This is a genomic window from Paenibacillus faecis (genome assembly GCF_008084145.1).
GTDB lineage: Bacteria > Bacillota > Bacilli > Paenibacillales > Paenibacillaceae > Fontibacillus > Fontibacillus faecis.
This window is the reverse complement of sequence record NZ_VSDO01000003.1, coordinates 38,108-61,692: the sequence shown is the minus strand read 5'-3', so window position 1 is coordinate 61,692 and position 23,585 is coordinate 38,108. Positions and strand designations below refer to the sequence as shown.

Here is a 23,585-nt window from a genome sequence, read left to right as displayed (position 1 = left end):
AGCGCGGAGCGCCAACGCCGTCCTCGGGCAGGGCCGGGGAGGCTTGCCTCGGGCGACTGGCCTCGCCTGCGGGCGTCTTCACAGCGCTGCGGACCGCGCTTGGTGGGCGCATCGCCTGCGCCGTACCCGGCGGGAGCATCGTCTCGCTGCGCTCGGCGGGAGCGTCGCGGGTATCGCCCTCCGGGCGATGGCCTCCCCCTCCGGGCGATGGCCTCCCCCTCCGAAGGAGGCGGTCGGAGGAATAAGCGCCTTTTGGGGCGCTATTTTGTCGAAATCGGCTCAATGGAGGGAAATAGCGGTCGTAAGAGGCCTTATTTTTGGAAAAAACGGGCCGAAAGCCGGTTTCGGGGCCCGTACCAGTAAAATAAGCGCCCTTTTGACCGCTATTTTGCCCGAAAAGCCGAATCGGGCCGGAATAGCGCCTCAAAATGCCGCTAATGCGGGCGGGCGCGAGGGAAGCGCGGGCGAGCGGCGGTTAGGGGGCGGCGAAGGTAACGCGGGTGTGCGCGGCGGCTAAGGAAAGCGCGGAGCGCCGACGCCGTCCTCGAGCAGGGCCGGGGGGCGTGCCTCGGGCGACTGGCCTCGCTCGCGGGCGTCTTCGCCGCGCTGCGGATCTCGCCCGGCTGGCGCATCGCCTGCGCCGCGCTCGGCGGGCACGTCGCCGGTATCGCCCACGCAGCCCGCCCCGCCCGCGCCATCCGCCGCATCGCCTGCGTCGCTCGCCCCGCCCGCGCCATCCGCCGCATCGCCCACGCCGCTCGCCCCGCCCGCGCCATCCGCCGCATCGCCCACGCCGCTCGCCCCGCCCGTGTCGTCCGGCGCCGCTCCCGCGCCACCGCCCTCGCCGGGCGGGACGGCGATCACGTTCGGCTGCGCCGGGTACGTGTCGCGCGACAGGCGGATACGCTCGGCGATTCGGCCGTCGACGTACTTGACCCGGTACGTGTCGACGACGAACCCGGGTTTGCCTCTGACGATGACCTTGCGGCCGCCGGCGGGCAGAGCGGAATTTACGACATATTTATTTGCGGCGGGGAGGATTTTCGCCGTCTTGGATTCCATGTCGTAAAGCACGTTCCCGGGGATATCGCCGAACAGCTTGACGGTCATCCGCCCCTGTTCCGCCCGGGCCGCGATCAAAAGGTGGTTTCTGGTCGTGTTCCGGAACCGGAAATTGATGTGGCCCTCGGCGAAGGTGGCGTCCTGACCGAGCGGCACGTAGCGGACCGGCACGGAGTGGTTGCGCCGCTCGACGATGTCCAGGCCCGCGCGGACGGCGGCGTTGTACAGCGTGCTGGACACCTGGCAGATCCCGCCGCCGACGCCGGGCACCAGGCGGCCGCCGAAGATGACAGGGGCTTCGCGGAAGCCGTACTGCTCCTCGGCGGCGCGGACGACCGCCGCGTAGTCGAACACGCCGTCCGGCGGCAGCAGCAGGCCGTCGAGAGCGCGGGCCGCCGCGTCCACGTTGTGCGCCCGCCCGGCGCCGCTGGCCCCCAGCTCGGTCGAGAATTCGGCGATCTTGCGCCGGATTCCCTGCCGCTTCAAGGACTCGACCGTGACGGCGGGCGGCACCTCGATCAGCGGCAGCCGCACCGTGGCGACGACCCCTGCCGCGGAGCCGCCGGGCTTGCCCGCTTGGCCGCCGCCTTCGGCCTCCTCGGCGGCGTCCAGCAAGCGCCGCTGCAGGACAGGCCAGTCGATGCGCCGAACCGATGCACCCGGCGAATAGCTGATGGAGTCGTCCGGGTTGAGGGTGCGTACGGCGTTTACCGGACTGCCAAACCGCCGTTTTTCCCAATCCGGACTGAAGGTCCGCTTTAACGCGGAGGCATGGAACGAGGCCTCAAGGTCCCATTCCTTTTTGAAATGGAACCGCGCCCGGGTCCGCCGCCATACTTCTCCTTCCGTCAGGGAACGCAGACCGGCCCGGAAACCCGGGGCGCTCCAGGTGATCCCCGCCTCTCGCCAGGAAAGCGCGACGTCCGTGTCGGCAAACTCCACCCGACGACTCTCCAAATCGGCGATTCGGGCGTCCAGCAATCGAAGCGCCTCATCGGCGGAAAGGCCGCCGAGCCGGAGAGAGCCGACCGTCGTTCCCGCAGGTACGAGATCCCGTGATACATAGAGCCAAAGACCGCCATAGAGCATAGCGGCGGCAAGCGCCAAGCCGACGAGTGTCACCGCACCTACTCGCATGTATTTTTGCATGGTGCCTCCTTGTCAGGCTCCGAATTTTCTTGGAACCCGATTGTACAACCATATATATGTTGCTGTTTCAGGAAACTTTCGGGTACTCAAGTGGTAACATATTTGTTACAATAAGTAACGGACTGATGAAATAGCTCGCCTTTTAAAGGAATTGGCGAGAAGATGTCGAATGTACAACAATGTGCAATGTGGTAAAAAGAGGCAACCTCGTCGAATGGACAACTTAGGGTCTGGAATCAAGTTTAGGACGTGATCTAGTGATAGAAATGCAGGATATTTGGAAGACGTACCCGAACGGCACGCATGCGCTGAAGGGTGTCTCGGTCAAGATCGACCGCAATGAATTCGTTTACCTGGTCGGCCCGTCGGGTGCGGGAAAATCGACTTTTATGAAGCTCATATATCGGGAGGAAGTCCCCACCAAAGGGCAGATTTCCGTCAACGGTTTTAACATCGGCAAGCTGAAACCCCGCAAAATTCCTTATGTTCGCCGGAATATCGGCGTGATTTTCCAAGATTTTCGCCTGCTGCCCAAGCTGACGGCCTATGAGAATGTCGCTTTTGCGCTGGAGGTTATCGAAGCGCCCAAGAAAGTGATCAAGAAACGCACGATGGAAGTGCTCGAGCTCGTCGGGCTCAAAAATAAAGCCAACCGCGACCCGTCCCAGTTGTCTGGGGGAGAGCAGCAGCGCGTGGCGATCGCCCGTGCCATCGTCAACAATCCGTCCGTCATTATCGCGGACGAGCCCACGGGGAACCTCGATCCCGAAACCTCCTGGGGCATTATGCAACTGCTCGATGAGATCAACTTCCGGGGAACGACCATCGTGATGGCCACCCATAACAAAGATATCGTCAACACGATGCGCAAGCGCGTAATTGCGATCGAGCACGGCAACATTGTCCGAGACCAGCTGAGAGGGGATTACGGTTATGACTTTTAACACCCTCCTCAGACATTTGCGGGAAGGCGCCAAAAATGTGTTCCGCAACGGGTGGATGTCGGTAGCGTCCATTACGTCGATTATCGTCTCGCTGTTTATATTGGGCGTATTCATGCTGCTCGTGCTGAACGTCAACTCTTTTGCCGATGCGGCGGACAGCCAGGTGGAGATCAGCGCCTACCTGAATTCGGACGTGGATCAGGCGACCCGGGAAAAGCTGCAGAACGACATCGGCTCGATGGCCGAGGTCAGCCGGGTCACTTTGATCCCGAAGGCGGAAGGCCTCAAGGATTTCAAGAAAAAAATGGGCGACGAAATGAAGGATCTGCTCGAAGGGTATGACGAGAAGACCAATCCGATCCCCGATACGCTCAAAATCGAAGTGGTCGAACCGACGACGGTGCCTTACGTGGCGAGCAAAATCAGCGCCCTGAGCGACCAGTATCCGAACGACCCCATCTACAAAGTGCGGTATGGACAAGGCACGATCGAGAAATTGTTCAAAATCACGAAGGCCATCCGCAACATCGGATTCGCTTTTGTGGGCGGGCTGGCGCTGATGGCGATGTTTTTGATTTCCAATACGATCCGCGTCACGATCCTGGCCCGGCGCCGGGAGATCGGAATTATGAAGCTGGTCGGCGCGACGAATATGTTCATCCGGTGGCCGTTTTTCGTGGAGGGGGCCTTGATCGGATTCGTAGGCTCCGCCATTACCGTAGCGCTGTTGTTTGTGGGATACAATCAGTTGGTCGATTCCGTTAAAGCGGACATCACGCTGGCGTTCCGACTCATTCCTGTCGGTGAAATCGGCTTGCAGGTGGGCGGCTTGCTGCTTGGCCTCGGATTGTTGATCGGGATTTGGGGCAGTACGATGTCCATTCGCAAATTCCTGAAAGTTTAGTTTTTATCGAAGTTATGGCTAATAGTCGGTTGTGAATTTTAGGGAGTGGAAGGAAGCTTTTAACTTTTGGACTACCTTTAACAAAGGATGGGGAAACGATTTTGAAAAGATGGATATCCATTGTTGCCGTGATCGCTTTAGCCGCTGTCATTTTTCAACCTACTGAGGGTTTTGCCAAATCGAAGACGATCAATCAGATCGACAAGGAGCTGAAGCAGCTCCAGGAGCAGGCCAGGCAGGCCAAGAAACAGCAGGAACAGGCGGAGGCGCAAAAACAGTCCGCCCAGCACTATGTAAATAAGAACAAAGAGTATCTGAATATCGTGATGCAGCAAATCACCACCGTCAGCAACGAGTTGGCCCATATCTCGATGGACATCGAGAATACCGAACAGCAACTGCGGGATACCGCCGTCAAGCTGGAGGAGACCAAGGCGCGGATCGCCGAGCGTTCCGATCTGCTGGATTCGCGGATCCGGCTCATGTACACGGATGGCGCGGTTTCGTATCTCGACGTGCTGCTGTCTTCGACGAGCTTCACGGATTTTCTGGAGCGCGCCGATTCGCTGCAGGCGATCGCCAACCAGGACCATGTGCTGCTGGAGGAACACAAGCAGGACAAGGACTTGCTCGTGGAGCAGCAGGAGAAGCTGAACAACGAGTACGATAAGGTGAAGAAGCTCTACGCCGACGCGGAATCACGGAGAAGCACGCTCGAGAAGAAAGAAGAAGAGAAACAGCAGCTCATTGCCAAATATTACGCGGAGATCGAAGAATCCGACGATATCAGCGAAGAGCAGGAGAAGCTTCTGGTGGAGTTGGCGACCAAACGGGCTTCGCTGGAGAAAGAGAAGAACAAGCTGAAAGCGGCTCAGATCTATACTTACAAACGCAAAAAATCCTCATCCTCCTCGGCTTCGTCGGGCTCGTCGTCCGGCGGATTTCATGGAAACGGCGGCTCGATGGGGCTGCCGGTTAACGGAGCCCGGTTGTCTTCCGGTTACGGAAGCCGGATCCATCCGATTACGGGCAAGCGGAAGACGCATACGGGGGTTGACCTCGCGGCTCCTCAAGGCACGGATATCCATGCCGCCGAGGGCGGCGTCGTGATCGTCGCCGAGTGGTGGAGCGGCTACGGAAACACGGTGATTATTGACCATGGCGATAACGTGTGGACGCTGTACGGTCATATCCGCAACGGCGGCATCAAGGTGGAGAAAGGGCAGCAGGTGAAACGGGGCGAAAAAATCGCCGAGGTCGGCAGCACGGGGAACTCCACGGGGCCGCATTGCCACTTTGAAGTCCGGATTAACGGCAATCCGGTGGACCCGATGCCTTATTTATAATAAAATAGAAATGCCGATTACAAACGGATCGTCGTCCGCAAGGGCGGCGCATCCGTTTTTCGTTCATGTAGTTTTGTAAATAATCCGTACAAGCCGGGCATATACTATGGGACGTTCTATTTTTTGGCAGGAAATTGGGAAACCGAACAAACACAGGCGGTGAAGTTAATCATGTATAAGAAACGAACAGTCGTATTTCTCATTGTCGCATCGATGTTGATCAGTTGCTTGTTTACGCTGTCCTTAACGGGTCAGTTGAGCTTTGCGGACACGGGACCGGCGCGGAGCGGGATTTTTGCCGATACGGGGAAGACGGCCTCCAAAGACGGGATTAAGAAGATTGAGACGGCGCTGGAATTGGTCAAAGCCAATTACGTGGAAGGCGTGGACCAGCAAAAGCTGGTGGATGGCGCAATCGACGGGATGATGAACGCCCTTGGCGACCCCTTCTCCTCCTATATGGGACCGGAGACGGCACAGCAGTTCTCGGAACAGATTGAAGGTTCCTTTACCGGGATCGGGGCCGAGGTGTCGATGGAGAACGGCAATGTGGTCGTCGTCTCGCCGATCAAAGGCTCGCCGGCCGAGAAGGCGGGGATCAAACCGAAGGATATTTTGCTGTCGGTGAACGGGGAGTCTTTTGAAGGCTTAAGCCTGAATGAAGCGGTCTCCAAAATCCGCGGCCCGAAAGGGTCGGAAGCGAAGATCAAACTGAAGCGGGCCGGTTCGGCCAATACGCTGGAATACACGATCGTCCGGGACGATATCGCCCTGGAAACCGTCTATGCCCGCATGGAAAAGGGCGGCGTCGGCGTTATCGAGGTTACCGAGTTCTCGATGAATACCGCGGAACGTTTCCGCAAAGAGCTGGAGAACCTGGAGAAGCAGGGGATGAAGGGGCTTGTGATCGACGTCAGAAACAACCCGGGCGGGGTGCTGGATATCGTCATTGATATGGCGGAACAGTTCGTGCCGAAGGGCAAGACGATCGTGCAGGTCGAGGACAAGAACAAGCGGCGGGGCAAGACCGATTCCGGCGGAAGCGGAAAAGCCTATCCGGTCGCTGTCATTACCAACAAGGGCAGCGCGAGCGCGTCCGAAATATTGGCGGGCGCGCTGCAGGAATCGGCGGGAGCCAAGCTGATCGGCGAGGCGACATATGGCAAAGGCACGGTACAGACGAGCTTCAACAAGGAGTTCGGCGACGGCAGCCTGCTGAAGGTGACGATCGCCAAATGGCTGACCCCGAAGGGCGAATGGATTCACAAAAAGGGAATTCAACCGGACGTCGCGGTGTCCCAGCCGGGTTATTTTTCCGTAGCGCCGATCAATAAAGAGAAAACGTTCAAATACGATATGCTCGGCGAAGACATTAAGAGCGCGCAGACGATGCTGGAGGGCCTGGGCTATGAACCGGGGCGGACCGACGGGTATTTCAGCAAAGCGACGGAGAATGCGCTCAAGAAGTTCCAGGAGGCGCAGAAACTCGAAGCCACAGGAGTACTTGACGCCAAAACGGCGGAAGCGCTTGAAGCGGCTCTGGTGAAAGAAATCCGTGATCCAAAAAATGACAACCAAATGAACCGGGCGATCGCCGAGATTCGGAAGGAAATCGAAAGCCCGGTGTCGAAGAAGTAAGAAGGCTGCTTTCCGGCCTTCTTTTTTTCTGTGGTTTGAAGCGGAGGAAACGGCATCGCGGAAGCTCATCATCGGGGATAAGGGGAGTGGACTCTTGTGGAGCTATGGCTGGAAGGATTGTGGAATTTGACGGAGGCGGGAGTACAGCTGCTCTTGCAGCCGTTTTACTATATTTCGATCATACTGATTATGCTGTTGTACCGCAGGCAGGTGATGTTGGAGCGCAAGCTGTTTCATGTCCGGCTGCACGGCTGGCTGCGTCAGACCTGGCGGACCGTGCTCGGCGGCCTGCTCGCCGGATTGGGGGTTTCGCTGGTTTCGGCGTTTATCGGGATGACGCTGACCGTAGAAGGGCTGCTGTGCATCTGGGTTGCCGCGATTTTGCTGCTCCTGCTGCGTGTACGCTATCTTTGCCTGGCTTACTCGGTCGGATTGCTCGGTGCGGTTCAGTTCGGGCTCAATTTATTCCCGGGGTTTACGGGAAGCGGCCCGGTGGAGGCTTGCGTCAGCGCGGTTCGGGAATTGAATATCCCGGCACTGCTCTGTCTGGTCGGCCTGCTGCACTTGGCCGAAGGCATGCTGGTCCGGTGGCAGGGGGCTTCATTTGCCGGCCCGCTGTTTTTTGAGGGCAAGCGCGGCAAGCCGGTCGGGGGGTACACGATGCAGAGCCTGTGGCCGGTGCCGCTGCTGCTGCTGATCCCGGCGCAGACGGCGGGCGGGGTCCTGCCGTGGACCCCGCTGTTCGGGGGCGAAGCCTGGCAGGGCGGCTTCGGGATGATGGCCCTGCCGGTCGTCATCGGCTTCGCGGAGGTGACGACCGGCCTCTTGCCGCAGCAGAAGGCGCGGGTGACGTCAGGCCGTTTGCTGATCTACGGCCTGATCGTCATCGCGCTGGCCCTGCTGGCGAACTGGTGGGCACCGCTGACGCTGGTGGCCGCGCTGGCGGCTTTCGGGCTGCACGAGGCGCTGGTGTGGTTCAGCCGCCTGGAGGAACAGCAGCGCAGTCCGCTGTTCGTGCATCCGCAGGGCGGGCTGAAAGTGCTGGCCGTGCTGCCGGGCAGTCCGGCGGAGGAGCTCGGCATCCAGCCCGGGGAAACGATCGTCCGTGTGAACGGCGTGCCGGTTCCCACGAAGGAGGAGCTGCATGCGGCGCTGCGCATCCAGTCGGCGTTTTGCAAGCTGGAGGTCCGCAACCTCGCGGGCGAGAGCAAGTTCCTCCAGCGCGCGATCTACGCCGGCGAGCATCACCAGCTCGGCGCGATCCTGGCGCCGGACGAGCAAGCGCCGGCGACGGTGCGGCTGCAGCCGCTTTCGCTGCTGCAGCTGCTGAAGCCGCGCCGCGGCGCGCACGCCGCGCGGCGCGGGGCAGCGCCCGCCGCCGAGGGCGAGGCGGGCGTGAGCGACGCCGCCCGCTAGCGCGCATCGCGGGCGGGTCGCCTCGGCTCGGCGGCGGCTTCCCGCCGCCGGGGCCGATAAACGCCGAAATCGCTGGGATCTCTTCAGCGATTTCGGCGTTTTTTGCGCCACAGCCCAATAACGGGCCAACCCCCGATTTCGGGGCCCGCAACAGCAACAGCAACGGCGACGCACCCGCAACAGCACTAGCGTTGCATAAAAAAATTAAACTCGGGCCAATTTGTCAGCGGGCCGACTCCGTTTTTAGGTAGGGGGGATATGAATAAGGGGCATTTAAGGCGCTATTTTGTCGAATTTAGCTCATCGGAACGGAATAGCGGCCTTTTAGGCTCTTATTTTTGGAAAAAGGCGCTCCAAACCCTGATTCGGGGTCCGCACAAGGTAAATAAGGCCCTTTTTGACCTCTATTATGCCCGTGGAGCCGAATCGGGGCGAAATAACGGCCCAAAAGGCCGTTATTCGGCGGGCGGCTAACGAAGCTGCGGGTACCTGACCCAATTCGCCACGCCGTCGCTAAAATCGGCAAAAAAGTCTCATAAAGGCTGGCAAGGTCGGCACCCATGTGAAGTTTTAACGCAACGCTTGGTGAATTGAGGCTGTTGCCTGGGATTTTGCCAAACGGACCCAAGTAACCGGTACTTATCCGGTTATTCCTGTGCCCGCAGGCGGCCGGAGCGGAATGGAACAACTCCTGTAGATTCCGCCCGAAACCAAAACCCCCGTCCAGCCCGGACGGGGGTTGCGCTTTTTCTTACTGCTGTAGCTGCCGCAGCACGGTGATTTCCACGCGGCGGTTTTTTTGCCGTCCCGCCGCGGTGGCGTTGTCGGCGGCCGGGCGGGTATCCGCGTAGCCGGCGTATTGGAAGTCCTCCGGATCGAGCTTCTCCCGGTCGAGGAAAAACCGCAGCACCGACAAGGCCCGCTCCCCCGAAAGCTCCCAGTTGTCCTTGAAATCGAAGCCTCTGCCGATCGGGACGTTATCCGTGTGGCCTTCGATGCTGATCATCGTATCCAACCGGCGGAATAAGCTGGCCAGTTTGGTTAGCGTTTTGGCGGAGTCGGGCTTCAGCGCGGCTTTGCCCTGATCAAACAGGAAGCGGTCGCTCAGGGTGATCGAGATTCCCTTAGGCAAATCCGCCACCCGGATCTGGTCCTCCAACTGGTTTTCCTTCACGTAAGCTTCGATAAGACCCATCAGGTTTTGCAGCTCCTCCTCCTGCTTGCGGAAGGCGAGCTCCCGGTCGGTCAGCGGCTTTTGCGACGAGTCGCCGCCGTCCCGCTCCGGCTGACCCGAGGGGCTTTTGGCGTTTTGCCCGTTCGGACCGCCTTGCCCCGGGCCTTGTTCTCCTTGTCCGGCGGAGTCCGTCGGCGGATTTTTGAATGCGTGGCGATCCTCGCTTCCGAGAACCCCGGTGCCTTTTTCAATCAACGAGTCCCCGTTGCTGAAGGTGAGCTGCAGGGATTGCGTGACGATGTCGTACTTCTCCACGTCCAGGCGGCTCATCGCGTACATGACGACGAAAAAAATGAGCAGCAGCGTGATCAGATCGGCATAGGTGATCAGCCAGCGGTCATGGTTTTCCTTGCCCTCCCGCCGGCCCCGCCGCTGCGGTCTTGGATTCCGGCTCATACGCTTTCCGTCTCCCCGGATTGCGGCAGGCCATGGCGAGCCCCGGCGGTATAAGATTCCAGCTTGCGCCGCACGAGAATCGGATGGTCTCCGTTTTGCAGGGATAGGACGCCTTCAAGCATCATTTCCATTCGCGCCACTTCCTCCTCGCCCCGGTCCTTCAGCTTGGAAGCGATCGGAAGGAAGATCAGATTCGCGCTGGCAACCCCGTACAGCGTAGCCGTAAACGCGAGCGCGATGGATGGACCGAGCGCCGTCGGCTCGCTCAGACTGCCCAGGACATGGATGAGGCCCATGACCGTACCGATGATCCCCATCGTAGGGGCATAGCCGCCGGCGGATTCAAAAATTTTCGCATACCCTTCGTATTTATGCTGAATGGCGTCGATTTCCAAATCCATAATTTGTTTGACCATGCTCTGCTCCGTACCGTCCACGACGAGTTGGATGCTTTCCTTTAAAAAAGGGTTCTGGTGTTCCGCCGCCTTTTGCTCCAAAGCCAGCACGCCTTCGCGCCGGGCGATCGTCGACATGCCGACAAGCTCTTCGATCAGTTCGGTCGTATCCTCTTTGCGGGAGGTAAAGGCCAGGGCGAGCGCGCGCGGGACGGTCTTCAGTTTGGCCAGCGGGTAGCTAACCATAACGGCGGCCAGCGTACCGCCAAGCACGATGACGGCCGAAGCGATCTGCATAAGCCCGCCAAGCTCTCCGCCCTCCCATAAAAATCCGCCGATCAGCGCGGCCAGTCCAATAATGATGCCCAGAATCGTTGCGATATCCATCGACTGTTAAACAACTCCTATTCCATGACTTATCGATTGCATCCCATTTCTAAACAAGGTATAATCTATGGGAACACTCATTCTTATTTTTGGGGATGAGCCGATAAAAATGAGACTTCCCTGTATATCTTTAATTAAGAGATGAGAATACAGGTTAATATAAAGTGCCTGGTTCAAATCTACTGCATATAACAAGAAGTACATTTTTCATTTTAGACGATAAGGGTGATGTGGACAATGAGTGAAATTGTCTTAAGCAACAATAAATTCGAGCTAATTTCCGAATTTTCGCCACAGGGCGACCAACCGAAGGCCATCGAGGAATTGGTCGAGGGTGTAAAAATGGGTAAAAAGCACCAGACGCTGTTGGGAGCCACCGGTACAGGAAAAACCTTCACGATCGCCCAAACGATCGCCAAGCTCGGAAGGCCCACTCTGGTCATCGCCCACAACAAAACGCTGGCGGCCCAATTGGCCAGCGAATTCAAAGAGTTTTTTCCGAACAACTCCGTTGACTACTTCGTAAGTTACTATGACTACTACCAGCCGGAAGCCTATATTCCATCCTCCGATACCTACATCGAGAAAGATTCCAGCATTAACGAAGAGATCGATAAGTTAAGACACTCCGCGACCAGTTCGTTGTTCGAACGGCGGGACGTCATTATTGTGGCCAGCGTGTCCTGTATATACGGCCTCGGTTCGCCGATGGAGTACCGAAACCTCGTTCTTTCGCTGCGCGTGGGGATGGAGAAACCGCGGAACCAGATTTTGAGCCGTTTGGTGGATATTCAATATCAACGGAACGATATTAACTTCGTGCGGGGGACTTTTCGCGTTCGCGGCGATGTCCTGGAAATCTTTCCGGCATCGAAAGGCGAGCAGGCGGTAAGGGTCGAATTTTTCGGCGACGAAATCGAACGGATTACCGAAATCGACGTATTGACCGGAGAGCTGGTCGCGGAACGCGATCATATCGCGATCTTCCCGGCTTCGCACTTTGTGACCCAGGAAGAGACGATGCGGATCGCTTTGCAAAATATCGAGCGCGAGCTGGAAGAGCGGCTCGAGCTGTTCCGCTCCCAGGGCAAGCTGCTGGAAGCGCAGCGGCTGGAGCAGCGGACCCGGTACGACATCGAAATGATGAAGGAAGTCGGATTCTGTTCGGGCATCGAGAACTATTCCGGACCGCTCACGTTCCGGGAGCGCGGGGCGACGCCGTATACGCTGCTGGATTATTTTCCGGACGACTTTCTGATCGTGATCGACGAATCCCACGTCACACTGCCGCAAATCCGCGCGATGTACAACGGTGACCAGGCTCGGAAAAACGTGCTCGTCGACCACGGCTTCCGCCTTCCTTCGGCGCTCGATAACCGACCGCTCAAATTCGAGGAATTTGAGGAGAAGGCCGGGCAGCTGATTTATGTATCGGCTACGCCGGGACCTTACGAAATCGAACATTGCGATACGATGGTGGAACAGATTATCCGGCCGACGGGATTGCTGGATCCGATTATCGAAGTGCGTCCGACGAAGGGTCAGATCGATGATCTGATCGGCGAAATCCGGGACCGGATCGACCGGGACGAACGGGTGCTGGTGACGACGCTGACGAAGAAGATGTCGGAAGACCTTACGGATTATCTGAAAGAAATCGGCATTAAGGTCCGTTATTTGCACTCGGATATCAAAACACTGGAACGGATGAGCATTTTGCGCGATTTGCGCCTGGGGACGTTCCATGTTCTGATCGGGATCAACCTGCTGCGGGAAGGGCTGGATTTGCCCGAGGTTTCGCTCGTGGCGATCTTGGATGCCGACAAGGAAGGTTTCCTGCGTTCGGAACGGTCGCTGATTCAGACGATCGGACGCGCGGCCCGGAACTCGGAAGGGCGCGTGCTGATGTATGGCGACCAGATTACGGAGTCGATGGATAAAGCGATCAAGGAAACCGAACGGCGCCGTTCGATCCAGATAGCCTACAACGAAAAACACGGAATCACGCCGCAGACGATTCGCAAGAAAGTGCGCGACGTTATTGAGGCGACGCGGGTGGCCGAAAGCAAGAGCGATTATCTGGCCGACGCGACGAAGGGCAAGATGTCGAAGCGCGATCGCGAGGCATTGATTGGCCGCATGGAGAAAGAAATGAAAGAAGCCGCCAAGAACCTGCAGTTCGAACGGGCTGCGGAGCTGCGTGACGCCATAATGGAACTGAAGGCGGAATAAGAGTGGGGAGATGAAACCTTGGCTAGTGAGAATATCGTCATCAAAGGCGCGAGAGCGCACAATTTAAAAAATATCAACATCACCATCCCGCGCGACCGTTTCGTCGTTTTGACGGGATTGAGCGGTTCCGGCAAATCGTCGCTGGCGTTCGATACGATTTACGCGGAAGGACAGCGCAGATATGTGGAATCCCTGTCCGCGTATGCCCGCCAGTTTCTCGGTCAGATGGAGAAGCCGGATGTCGATTCCATCGAAGGCTTGTCCCCGGCGATATCGATCGACCAGAAGACGACGAGCCGCAACCCTCGCTCCACCGTCGGCACGGTCACCGAGATTTACGACTATCTTCGCCTTCTGTTTGCGCGGATAGGCCACCCGCACTGCCCCGAGCACGGGATTGAGATCACGTCCCAGTCGGTGGAACAGATGGTGGACCGGATTATGCAGTATCCCGAGAAAACCCGGCTGCAAATCCTTGCGCCGGTCGTCTCCGGCAAGAAGGGCGAGCATAAGAGCCTGTTCAGCGAGATTGCCAAGCAGGGCTTTGTCCGCGTCCGGGTGGACGGGGAACAGCGCGACCTCTCGGAAGACATCGAGCTGGAGAAGAATAAGAAGCACTCCATCGAAGTCATCGTGGACCGGATCGTCATTAAGGAGGATGTCCGCAGCCGGTTGGCCGATTCGATCGAAACGGCGCTGAAAATGTCCGGCGGACAGCTGCTGGTCGATATTATCGGACAGGAGGAGCTGCGCTTCAGTTCCAACTACGCCTGCCCAATCTGCGGATTCAGCATGGAGGAATTATCCCCGCGGATGTTCTCCTTCAACAGTCCCTTCGGCGCTTGTCCGGAATGCGACGGCCTCGGCGTCAAAATGATTATCGACCCCGACCTGCTCGTACCCGACAAATCGAAATCGATCGAAGAAGGCGCCTTTGAAGCGTGGGCGGGCAGCACGTCGAACTATTATCCGCAATTTTTGCGGTCGGTCTGCGAGCACTTCGGCATTCCGCAGGATGTGCCCGTCTCCGAGCTCAGCAAGGAACAAATGGATAAATTGTTGTACGGCACCGGGGACACCAAGGTACGGTTCCGCTATCAGAACGATTTCGGGATGAGCAAGGATGCTTACGTAACCTTCGAAGGGATCGTGCATAACCTGGAGCGCCGTTACCGGGATACCGCATCGGAAGGCATCCGCGAATTCATCGAGGAGTTCATGGGAACGAAGCCTTGCGGAACATGTAAAGGCCATCGCCTCAAGAAGGAAGTGCTTGCCGTCACGGTAAATGACCAGAATATGGCCTACGTTACCTCGCTGTCCATCGGTGAGGCGATGGAGTTCTTCCAAGGGCTGGAGCTTAGCGAAAAAGAAAAAGCGATCGCCCACATGATCCTAAAGGAAATCAACAGCCGATTGGGCTTCCTTGTCAATGTGGGGTTGGATTACCTGACGCTGAGCCGAGCGGCGGGCACGCTCTCCGGCGGAGAAGCGCAGCGGATCCGCCTGGCGACGCAGATCGGTTCCAGCCTGATGGGCGTTTTGTATATTTTGGACGAGCCCAGCATCGGGCTGCATCAGCGGGATAACGATCGTTTGATTTCCACGCTGGCCCATATGCGGGATTTAGGCAACACGCTGATCGTCGTGGAGCATGACGAAGACACGATGATGGCGGCCGATTATATCATCGACATCGGTCCCGGCGCGGGCAAGCACGGCGGCCAGGTGATCGCGCAGGGGACGCCGCAGGAAGTTATGGCCGATCCGAACTCATTGACCGGTCAGTATTTGAGCGGCAAGAAGTTCATTCAGGTTCCCGCGGAGCGTCGCAAGCCGGACGGACGCTGGCTGGAAGTGAAGGGCGCGAAGGAAAACAATTTGAAGAACATCAACGTCAAATTTCCGATCGGCGTATTCACGGCGGTAACCGGGGTATCGGGATCCGGGAAATCGACGCTGGTGAATGAGATTTTGTACAAAACCTTGGCGCGCGATCTGAACAAAGCCCGGGTTCGACCGGGCCAGTATCGTGAAATCAAAGGCCTGGAGCATATCGACAAGGTCATCGATATCGACCAGTCGCCCATCGGCCGTACGCCGCGCTCCAATCCGGCGACATATACCGGCGTTTTCGACGATATCCGCGATCTGTACTCGCAGACGAACGAAGCGAAGGTTCGCGGATACAAGAAAGGGCGGTTCAGCTTCAACATTAAGGGCGGCCGTTGTGAAGCCTGCCGGGGGGACGGAATTATCAAGATCGAGATGCACTTCCTTCCGGATGTTTACGTACCTTGTGAGGTATGTAAAGGCAAACGGTATAACCGGGAGACGCTGGAGGTCAAATACAAGAACAAGAGCATTGCCGATGTGCTGGATATGACGATCGAGGATGCCACGAAATTTTTCGAGAACATTCCGAAGATCCACCGCAAATTGCAAACGCTGATGGATGTCGGCCTCGGCTACGTGAATCTGGGGCAGCCCGCCACGACCTTGTCCGGGGGCGAAGCGCAGCGCGTGAAACTGGCTTCGGAACTTTACCGGCGGAGTACGGGCAAGACGATTTACATTTTGGACGAGCCGACTACCGGTCTTCACGTCGACGATATCGACCGCCTGCTTACCGTACTGCACCGTCTGGTGGATTCCGGGGAAACGGTGCTGGTCATCGAGCACAACCTCGATGTCATCAAAACCGCCGATTATCTGATCGACCTCGGTCCGGAAGGCGGCAGCGGCGGCGGCACGATTGTTGCCACGGGAACCCCGGAGGATATCGTCAAAGTTGAGCAATCTTACACCGGGCGGTACTTGGCTCCGGTCCTGGAGCGCGACAGAAAACGGACGGAAGAACTCAAGGTTCACTCTTAAGCGAGCCGAATCAGGCCGGAATCGGATCGGAGCCAAACCGGAACCGAATCGGAACCAAACCGGGCAAATGAAAACGAAGAAACGAGGACCGTTCCCAGTCGGGTTAAACCCGGCGGAACGGTCTTATTATTTTACGCATGTTTAAATTTTGTCGAAGAGGAAGTAACTCGGTTTGTCCACATTTAGAAAGACATATTTAGGGTTTGTCCTTGTGGGGTGGACGTTATGAATTTTTTGAAAATGGCTATAATAGTATAAGAGGAAAGTCAAGGAGATATCTGTACGTAGAGCGAAGTAAATGTAGATTTTTTTTGTCTTTTCTCTTGCATCCGCATTCATGAGAAGATAACATATAAGAAGATGGAAATTCCGTGAACATTCTCAAGGAGGGCTAGCCATGTTACTCGCTGCAGCGGGGGAAGTAACGACCACCTTTAACGGCTTTGATATTTTTATGATTCTGTTTACAATCGTGATTTTTATCGGGGTAGTTCGTTTGCTGAGAGAGCGCCCGAAGAAGAATTTGTTTGCGATCGGATTCGGGATTTTCAGCTTGCTGATCTTTTTGGCATCCGACGCCATCATGATTAAATCGTGGTTTAGTTAATCGGTTTTACAGACAAGCGGGGGACAGAGGGAAGGCACTTTATTCCGAGGGCGGGATGAGGTGTCTTTTTATGTGCGGTTGCGCAATTTGGGAAGTGGACCAACGGTTTCCGCTGTCGGGTGGCTAGAGAGAAAGGCCGATGTCTGTTAAAATGATTTAGTTATGGCGTTTATGATCTTGGGTATGTCATGTACCTGTTATTAATTATAAAGATGAAGACGATCCGGGGTTACGCGGATTCTCTGTCATCCGGGAGGAAAACATGAGCCAGAAGGCGTTGACTAGACAAGATGTGGAACTGCTCGCTCCGGCGGGGGATTGGGATTGTATGCGAGCGGCGGTGGCGAACGGGGCGGACGCGGTGTTTTTTGGCGTGGAAAAGTTTAATGCCCGGGCGCGCGCCAACAATTTCCGAATGGACGAGCTGCCTGAAATTATGGCTTTTTTGCATAGCTATGGGGTTAAAGGATTTTTGACGTTCAATATTCTCGTGTTTGAAAATGAACTGGCCGATGCGCAGGACTTGATCGAGCGCTGCATTGAAGCCGGCGTCGACGCGGTGATCGTACAAGATCTCGGCCTAGTGAAACTGATCCGGGAACTGTCGCCGGACTTTCCGATTCACGGTTCGACGCAAATGACGATTACGTCGCCTGAAGCGGTGGAGTTTACGAAGCCTTGGAACATGGAACGTGTGGTGCTCGGACGGGAAAATAACTTGAAACAGATCCAAAAGATCGGGGAGCAGGCGAAGCTGCCGATGGAAGTATTTGTGCACGGTGCTCTGTGCGTCTCCTATTCGGGCCAGTGCCTGACATCGGAAATGTGGGGCGGCCGCTCGGCCAATCGCGGCGAGTGCGCGCAGGCCTGCCGGCTGCCTTATGATCTGATCGTGGACGGAGAGCCCAAACCGATGGGGGATATCGCCTATTTGCTGTCGCCCAAGGATTTGGCGGCGATCGATATCATGCCGGAGCTGATCGAAGCCGGCGTCACTTCGTTTAAAATCGAAGGGCGGTTGAAGAGCCCGGAATATGTGGCGAATGTGGTGAGCAAGTATCGGAAGGCGATCGACCGTTATTTTGACGGGGATGACACCCGTCCTTCCAAAGAGGAAATCCGCGAGCTGCAGCAGAGCTTTTCGCGCGGCTTTACGCACGGCTTCCTGGAGGGAACAAACAACAAGAAACTGGTGGAAGGGACGTTCCCGAAAAGCCGCGGCGTTTATCTCGGCCGGGTGGAGCAGGTGCTTCGAGACGGAGTCGTCTGCAAGTTGGAAGCCCCGCTGAAGCGGGGCGACGGCATCGTGTTCGACGCGGGCGATCCGACGAAGAAGGAAGAAGGCGGCCGCGTCTATGATTTGCGGCGCAAGGGCGTGAAGCTGGAAGGCGAAGCCGGCGAGTCCTGGATCGTCGACATTGTTCCGGGGCGCAACGACGTGGATTTGCGCCGTGTGCACGTGGGCGACCGGATCTGGAAAACGAGCGATCCGGCGCTGGACAAGCGGCTGCGCCAGACGTTCGAGACCGACAAGCCGTACCGGGTATTCCCGGTACATGTGCGGGCGGTCGGCCGCGCGGGCGAGCGGCTCACGACCTTCTGGACCGATGTCCAGAAGGGCACGACCGTGCGCGTCGACTCGGAGCTGACGCTCGAGGTCGCGCAAAAACGGCCGATGGACGCCGCGCTGCTCGAAGAGCAGTTCGGGCGTCTCGGCGGCACGGTGTTTCAGCTCGAGCGGCTGGAAACGTCGCTGGAAGGCGACGTAATTCTGCCCATGCGAGAGCTGAACGGGTTGCGCCGGCGCGCGGTCGAGCTGCTCGCCGGCGAGCGGCCGAAGCCGCCCGTGTACACGCGGGCGGCGGCTGCGGCGCCGTCCGCCCCGGCGAAGCGGGGCGGCGCGCCGGTGGGGCGCGGTGAAGCGCAGCTCACCGCGCTGTGCCGCAGCCTCCCGCAGGTGGAGGCTGCGCTGGAGGCGGGCGTCGGCATGATTTACGCCGACTTCGAGTTTATCAAGCAGTTCCCGGCAGCGGTGGAGGCCGTTCGGGCCGCCGGCAAGCAAATCGCGCTGGCGACGCCGCGCATCCATATGCCGGGCGAGAACGGCTACCACAACAACATCCTGCGCCTCCAGCCGGACGCGGTGCTGGTGCGCAATACCGGCGCGCTGTATTTTTACCTGCGCCACCGGATGGAAAACCCGTCCGCTTCGCATCCGCGGCTGATCGGCGATTTTTCGCTGAACATCGCCAACCACAAGACGGTGGAGCTGTTCCTCGAGGCGGGCTGTGACCTTGTCACGCCGTCCTACGATCTGAACGTCCAGCAGATGGTCGATCTGCTGCGGCACAGCCGGACGGCCCAAATGGAAATCGTCATCCATCAGCATCTGCCGATGTTCCATACAGAGCACTGCGTGTACTGCACCTTCCTGAGCGAAGGCACGGATTACACCAACTGCGGCCGCCCGTGCGAAGAGCACCGCGCTTCGCTGCAGGACCGGATCGGCATGAGCCATCCGGTGCGGGTCGACGAAGGCTGCCGCAACACGGTCTATAACGCGATCGAACAGTCCGGCGCGGAATATTTGAGCCACTTCCTGGAGCTCGGGGTACCGAACTACCGGGTGGAATTCCTGGAGGAAACGCCGGAGCAGGTTCATCAGGTGATTGACCTGTACAACCGCGCACTACGCGGCGAAATCAGCGGCACCCAGGTTTGGAAAACGCTGAAAGCCACTAACCAGCTCGGCGTAACCCGGGGACAGTTGGTGAAATAAGCGAATTGAGTTGGGTGGTTGGAAAGGCCCTCTATTGCGGCACATTTGTGTGTTATGCGGTGGAGGGTCTTTTTTTCTTAGTACCCCCTATTAATCAAGGTGAATGTATCATAATAACGGGAGAAAATCCCGTTAGCTGAAGGGGCCGTTCGCAAGAATGAACCGTTCGCTGAGAGAACAGTGCGCTGATAGAGGACAGCTGTTTTCGAGGCGAATACAACCGGTTAACCCGCGCCGCTGTAGGCTTTTTTGCTTGTGACGAGGTTGTGAAATCCGGCGGAAAATTCGTGATAAACGAGCTTTATCACCACGCAAAAATTCCGTGATATGGTATAATGAAAGCGCAACCAAAACAAACGCGATCCCAACATATTTCTATTTTAATTCATTATTTTTCAGGAGGGTGAAAGTGATGTTTGAAGGATTCCTCGAAATGCAGTCGGTAGTTTCCAAGGTTCATAGTCGGCTGGAAATCGACGGTGATCAGGAGTACCGGAAGATCGAGTATGGCGCCGAGCGCCATCTTCATACACCGGACCCGGATGCCTGGAAACGGTACGAGGACACCCCTCAGTCGCTCGCATCACGCTTTAAATTCTGGATCCATTAATTTGATTGTGAATTGAGATCAGTTGAAATGAATTGAGCGAATAGCTTCAAAGTTATTCTATTCGCAGGCAGATAATGGGCCGTCATGGTGCATAACTGCCTGTCTTTTTTTTGACGTAATTATGATATAATGGCACCATCTTATCAATAGAGTACTTGGAAAGGAAGAACAGCCGTGATGAAAATTCGCAAAGCGATCATCCCTGCGGCGGGGCTGGGAACCCGCTTCCTGCCCGCGACCAAGGCGATGCCGAAGGAAATGCTGCCGATCGTGGATAAGCCGACGATTCAATATATCGTGGAGGAAGCCGTGGCTTCGGGAATTGAGGATATTATCATCGTTACGGGGAAGGGCAAGCGCGCGATCGAGGATCACTTCGACAATTCGTTTGAGCTTGAGCAGAATCTGTCCGAGAAAGGGAAGTGGGACCTGCTGAACGAGGTCCGCAAGTCTTCGGAGATGGCCGATATCCATTATATCCGCCAGAAGGAGCCAAGAGGTCTTGGCCATGCGATCTGGTGCGCCCGCAAGTTTATCGGCAACGAACCGTTTGCGGTGCTGCTCGGCGATGACATCGTAGAGTCGGATGTGCCTTGCTTGAAACAAATGATTGATGTTTACAATTTTCAAAAAGCCTCGGTCGTGGGGGTTCAACCTGTGCCTCCGGAAGAAGTCTCCAGATACGGGATCGTGGACGGGACAGAAATCGGCGACCGGGTTTATCAGGCGAAACAGCTGGTAGAGAAACCGTCGGCCGACGAAGCTCCATCCAATTTGGCGATCATGGGACGATACATCTTAACTCCGGCGATTTTTGACATTCTCGAAGGGCAGCATGAAGGCGTCGGCGGAGAAATTCAGCTGACCGATGCGATTTCCCGGCTGAAGGAGACCGAACGGATTGTCGCCTATCATTTTGACGGGGTACGCCATGATGTTGGAGAGAAGCTCGGCTTTATTAAAACGACGCTTCATTACGCGTTGCAAAATCAGGAACTGCGGGAGGATCTGCTGTCTTACATGGCGGACCTGCTTACGGACAAAAAAATCGGCCTCTCTTAACAGAGAAGCCGATTTTTTGTCTTAGAAATTCAACATCGTCAGGTTGTCGATCGATTCTTTTTCGCTAGGGTCCAGTTGAATAAGCTGGTCGTACAGCGCTTGATCGCTGCCGCCGGACTTTTGCAGCGCGGCCAGATACCAGCGGGCGATTTCTCTGTTCGCCGAATCGTTCAGGTCAGGACCGAGCCCTTGCTTCAAGATGGCCGCAGCTTCTGCCGGTTGATTCATCATATATTGCATTTTCCCGGCGTTCAGGGCCATGGTCGGCGTCACAGCGAAGGCACCGCCCTGCATCTGCCCCTTCGGCAGGGTCTTCAGATGCTCCACGCCATTCACGACATGTTGATAGGCGTCCAAGCCGCTTCTGAAGTATTTATCCTTTTGGTCTGTGGCCCCTTTGCCCAAGGCTTGGTATCCGAGCTCGAAGGATTGTACGATCAGCTTTTCGTACCAGTTCTGGTCATATACATAACGATGGGCATTGTCCTTAAGAACCTCATAAGCCTTTTCAGGCTCCCCTTTTAGCTCATAGAGCGCGATTAACTGGTTGTACATGTTTTTGTTGAACGGATCTTTTTGGATGGCGTCCGTCAACAGCTTGAGGTCTTGCTCATAGAAGGACTCATCCTTCGTTTGCTCATATCCCGCACGCAGAAGAACGTTGTAGTTCAGGACCGCATCCGGTTGATCAGCGCGCTTCTTCAAAGCCTCCACGAACTGGGACTGAATCTCCTGGAAGTTGGAGCTGGTCGTCATCAGCGTTTTGCCTTTCTCCACGGCCCCGCTGGCCTGAATATACCGGGTGGAGACAAACAGGAGAATCAATGAGCCGATCACCATCACCGCACTGTATATCGGGCGGATTCCTGAAGATTTAACGGCCAACCGCTTGACCGGTTTGCTTTCCATCGTTGCGGCCATACCGCCAAGCCCGAGGAAGACAAGCATTCCGATAAAGACGTAGCTCATATTGAAGTCCATTAAGCTGTGAATCAAAATCGAGAGAACGACAATAAAGTAGACGAAGTAATCATTTCGCTTCGATTCATCGGCGTGCACGTATCCGCGGATGTACTTGTAAAAAACATAGGCGAGGAACGCGACCAGAACAATAATTCCAAGAATACCGACTTCAACGAGATACTGCATGATAAAGCTGTGCGCCTGACGGCTCTGATACGGGTTGTTCTGATATTTTTCATAAATATTCGCCCATGCACCGCCGCCGGCTCCGACCACAGGGTAGTCTTTAAGTACCTTTACGGCGTCTTTGTAGAACGTGAGACGTTCCAGCAAACTGTGCTGCTGCATGTTAATGTTTTCGAGGCGTTGCCCGATATTCCCCGGCAATACATGTTTAAGGTTGGTTCCAAGCAGCAGAACGGCCAAAATCACGACAGCCACGACGGATACGAGGGGCAGCCAAAGATTAGCGAGCTTTTTCGCCGACCAGCGCTCCGTGATCTGTTCCAGCTTTGGCGCTACGAAGCGTTGGATCAGCCAGGCGACGACGGCCACCAAAGCCGAGACGCCGAGGATATATCCCCAGCCCTTGGCAGGGGCTCCAATCTGCCCAAGGTGGAACTGCTGCCCAAGGTCCGTGACCGGTTTGGCGATAGCAATCGTTGCAACCCCGGCGATCAGGGAGTAAAGGATCCACAAAATCTGCTTGGCCGGCTTCAGGAACAGCAAAAGGATGACGAAAACAACCGGCAGGAAAATCAAACCACCGCGCGACAGCGTCAGCAGAATGGACAGCACCATCGGTATCAGCATGAAGGCGTGAATGGCTTGGCTGTACCACTTTTTCGAACGCGTAATCGCAAATACCGCCACAAAGAAGAAGGCCATCAAGAAGGCGGCATACGTATTCGGATACTGGAACACCGAGGCCAAACGAGGTCCGTTGGCGTCGATCCAGATCGGTTGGTTATATTGTCCGTTAATCACCGTGCTCGAGAACCAGCCGATCAAGGCGGATGCGGTTTTCCCTTGCCCCAGCCAGTTCAGCAAACCGAACATAACGATAAGGTATGCTACAGTGATTATAGTAGTCTCTATCACGGAATTAGCTTTTCTATCCTGCAACAGATAGAGACCGATAATGAAGAGGATCGCATAAAGGCACTGAATCAGCACCATATTCATCGCAAAATAATGGCTGGCCGCCGAAATCAGCGCCAGAACATAGGTGATCGGAATCAGCAAAACCCAGACCGCAGTCCAGTCCCGCTCCTCGTCCAGCTTGATCCGCTTGAAAAAAGCTACTACCCAAACTAGCATCAGCAAGCTGCCGATCAACACCGCCCCAAACATCGGCTTTTCAAAATTAAGTACAAGTCCGTTAAACAATCCGGCCTGGAACGGCGCCCAAACCAAGAATACAATCAGTCCAATCAACAACACCCACAACGCCGCAGGCAATTTTTCCCCATTTCTCGACGTCGCGGTCTTTTTCCCGTATACTGGATTCGACACGTATTTATCTCCTTTGCTAATAGATACGGGTATTATTTTAGCATAATAAAAAGGGCTGGGGCTAGAGTT

The 23,585-nt window shown here is 56.4% G+C and carries 16 protein-coding genes; 12 read left to right on the top strand and 4 right to left on the bottom strand.

Annotation, left to right across the window (positions count from 1 at the left end; all coding sequences use genetic code 11):
* Positions 1-43 precede the first annotated feature (43 nt).
* Positions 44-517 (top strand): hypothetical protein, encoded by a 474-nt coding sequence (locus FRY98_RS13840; RefSeq protein ID WP_148452837.1) that lies wholly within the window; start codon positions 44-46, stop codon positions 515-517.
* Here the strand turns inward: FRY98_RS13840 and FRY98_RS13835 are convergent.
* A complete protein-coding gene (locus FRY98_RS13835) occupies positions 514-2,211 on the bottom strand; it encodes a VanW family protein (RefSeq protein WP_148452835.1) in 1,698 nt (565 codons plus the stop codon). The genes FRY98_RS13840 and FRY98_RS13835 overlap by 4 nt on opposite strands.
* A gap of 257 nt (positions 2,212-2,468) precedes the next feature.
* Here FRY98_RS13835 and ftsE point away from each other — a divergent pair, with 257 nt between their 5' ends.
* The 5 genes from ftsE to FRY98_RS13810 all read left to right on the top strand — a co-directional run bounded on the left by ftsE (position 2,469) and on the right by FRY98_RS13810 (position 8,459).
* Positions 2,469-3,155, top strand: a complete 687-nt coding sequence (gene ftsE, locus FRY98_RS13830; RefSeq protein WP_148452832.1) for a cell division ATP-binding protein FtsE — start codon at positions 2,469-2,471, stop codon at positions 3,153-3,155.
* Positions 3,145-4,059 carry a permease-like cell division protein FtsX gene (gene ftsX / locus FRY98_RS13825; RefSeq protein WP_148452830.1) on the top strand — a complete coding sequence of 305 codons (915 nt, stop codon included), beginning with the start codon at positions 3,145-3,147 and terminating at the stop codon, positions 4,057-4,059. Before ftsE ends, ftsX begins: the two co-directional genes overlap by 11 nt.
* Positions 4,060-4,160: 101 nt before the next feature.
* Entirely contained in the window at positions 4,161-5,405 is a 1,245-nt protein-coding gene (locus FRY98_RS13820; protein ID WP_148452828.1) for a murein hydrolase activator EnvC family protein, read from the top strand.
* A 171-nt stretch (positions 5,406-5,576) separates the two neighbouring features.
* Positions 5,577-7,043: a S41 family peptidase gene (locus FRY98_RS13815; RefSeq protein WP_148452826.1), complete on the top strand. Its 1,467-nt coding sequence runs from the start codon at positions 5,577-5,579 to the stop codon at positions 7,041-7,043.
* 96 nt (positions 7,044-7,139) lie between these two features.
* Positions 7,140-8,459: a PDZ domain-containing protein gene (locus FRY98_RS13810; protein WP_148452824.1), complete on the top strand. Its 1,320-nt coding sequence runs from the start codon at positions 7,140-7,142 to the stop codon at positions 8,457-8,459.
* A 751-nt stretch (positions 8,460-9,210) separates the two neighbouring features.
* Here FRY98_RS13810 and FRY98_RS13805 read toward each other — a convergent pair.
* Positions 9,211-10,089 carry a flagellar motor protein MotB gene (locus FRY98_RS13805; RefSeq protein ID WP_148452822.1) on the bottom strand — a complete coding sequence of 293 codons (879 nt, stop codon included), beginning with the start codon at positions 10,087-10,089 and terminating at the stop codon, positions 9,211-9,213.
* Positions 10,086-10,871: a flagellar motor protein gene (locus FRY98_RS13800; protein ID WP_148452820.1), complete on the bottom strand. Its 786-nt coding sequence runs from the start codon at positions 10,869-10,871 to the stop codon at positions 10,086-10,088. The genes FRY98_RS13805 and FRY98_RS13800 overlap by 4 nt, the downstream gene beginning before the upstream one ends.
* 237 nt (positions 10,872-11,108) lie before the next feature.
* On the opposite strand from FRY98_RS13800, the gene uvrB reads away from it, so the two are divergent.
* The 6 genes from uvrB to galU all read left to right on the top strand — a co-directional run bounded on the left by uvrB (position 11,109) and on the right by galU (position 21,038).
* Positions 11,109-13,103: an excinuclease ABC subunit UvrB gene (uvrB, locus tag FRY98_RS13795; RefSeq protein WP_148452818.1), complete on the top strand. Its 1,995-nt coding sequence runs from the start codon at positions 11,109-11,111 to the stop codon at positions 13,101-13,103.
* An 18-nt stretch (positions 13,104-13,121) separates the two neighbouring features.
* Positions 13,122-15,980 carry an excinuclease ABC subunit UvrA gene (uvrA, locus tag FRY98_RS13790; RefSeq protein ID WP_148452816.1) on the top strand — a complete coding sequence of 953 codons (2,859 nt, stop codon included), beginning with the start codon at positions 13,122-13,124 and terminating at the stop codon, positions 15,978-15,980.
* A gap of 397 nt (positions 15,981-16,377) precedes the next feature.
* Positions 16,378-16,587, top strand: coding sequence for a hypothetical protein (locus tag FRY98_RS13785; protein WP_148452814.1), 210 nt, complete (start codon positions 16,378-16,380; stop codon positions 16,585-16,587).
* 262 nt (positions 16,588-16,849) lie between these two features.
* Entirely contained in the window at positions 16,850-19,366 is a 2,517-nt protein-coding gene (locus tag FRY98_RS13780; RefSeq protein ID WP_148452812.1) for a U32 family peptidase, read from the top strand.
* 412 nt (positions 19,367-19,778) lie between these two features.
* Positions 19,779-19,976, top strand: coding sequence for a hypothetical protein (locus FRY98_RS13775; protein WP_249043416.1), 198 nt, complete (start codon positions 19,779-19,781; stop codon positions 19,974-19,976).
* Between the two features lie 177 nt (positions 19,977-20,153).
* A complete protein-coding gene (gene galU / locus FRY98_RS13770; protein ID WP_148452808.1) occupies positions 20,154-21,038 on the top strand; it encodes a UTP--glucose-1-phosphate uridylyltransferase GalU in 885 nt (294 codons plus the stop codon).
* Between the two features lie 21 nt (positions 21,039-21,059).
* Here galU and FRY98_RS13765 read toward each other — a convergent pair whose 3' ends face one another.
* Positions 21,060-23,516, bottom strand: a complete 2,457-nt coding sequence (locus FRY98_RS13765; RefSeq protein ID WP_148452806.1) for an O-antigen ligase family protein — start codon at positions 23,514-23,516, stop codon at positions 21,060-21,062.
* Between the last annotated feature and the right edge of the window lie 69 nt (positions 23,517-23,585).

Coding starts and splice junctions, on each gene's coding strand:
- FRY98_RS13835 (WP_148452835.1), bottom strand. CDS start 2,211: ATGCAAAAATACATGCGAGTAGGTGCGGTGACACTCGTCGGCTTGGCG.
- ftsX (WP_148452830.1), top strand. CDS start 3,145: ATGACTTTTAACACCCTCCTCAGACATTTGCGGGAAGGCGCCAAAAAT.
- FRY98_RS13815 (WP_148452826.1), top strand. CDS start 5,577: ATGTATAAGAAACGAACAGTCGTATTTCTCATTGTCGCATCGATGTTG.
- FRY98_RS13805 (WP_148452822.1), bottom strand. CDS start 10,089: ATGAGCCGGAATCCAAGACCGCAGCGGCGGGGCCGGCGGGAGGGCAAG.
- FRY98_RS13800 (WP_148452820.1), bottom strand. CDS start 10,871: ATGGATATCGCAACGATTCTGGGCATCATTATTGGACTGGCCGCGCTG.
- uvrB (WP_148452818.1), top strand. CDS start 11,109: ATGAGTGAAATTGTCTTAAGCAACAATAAATTCGAGCTAATTTCCGAA.
- FRY98_RS13785 (WP_148452814.1), top strand. CDS start 16,378: ATGTTACTCGCTGCAGCGGGGGAAGTAACGACCACCTTTAACGGCTTT.
- FRY98_RS13780 (WP_148452812.1), top strand. CDS start 16,850: ATGAGCCAGAAGGCGTTGACTAGACAAGATGTGGAACTGCTCGCTCCG.
- FRY98_RS13775 (WP_249043416.1), top strand. CDS start 19,779: ATGTTTGAAGGATTCCTCGAAATGCAGTCGGTAGTTTCCAAGGTTCAT.
- galU (WP_148452808.1), top strand. CDS start 20,154: ATGAAAATTCGCAAAGCGATCATCCCTGCGGCGGGGCTGGGAACCCGC.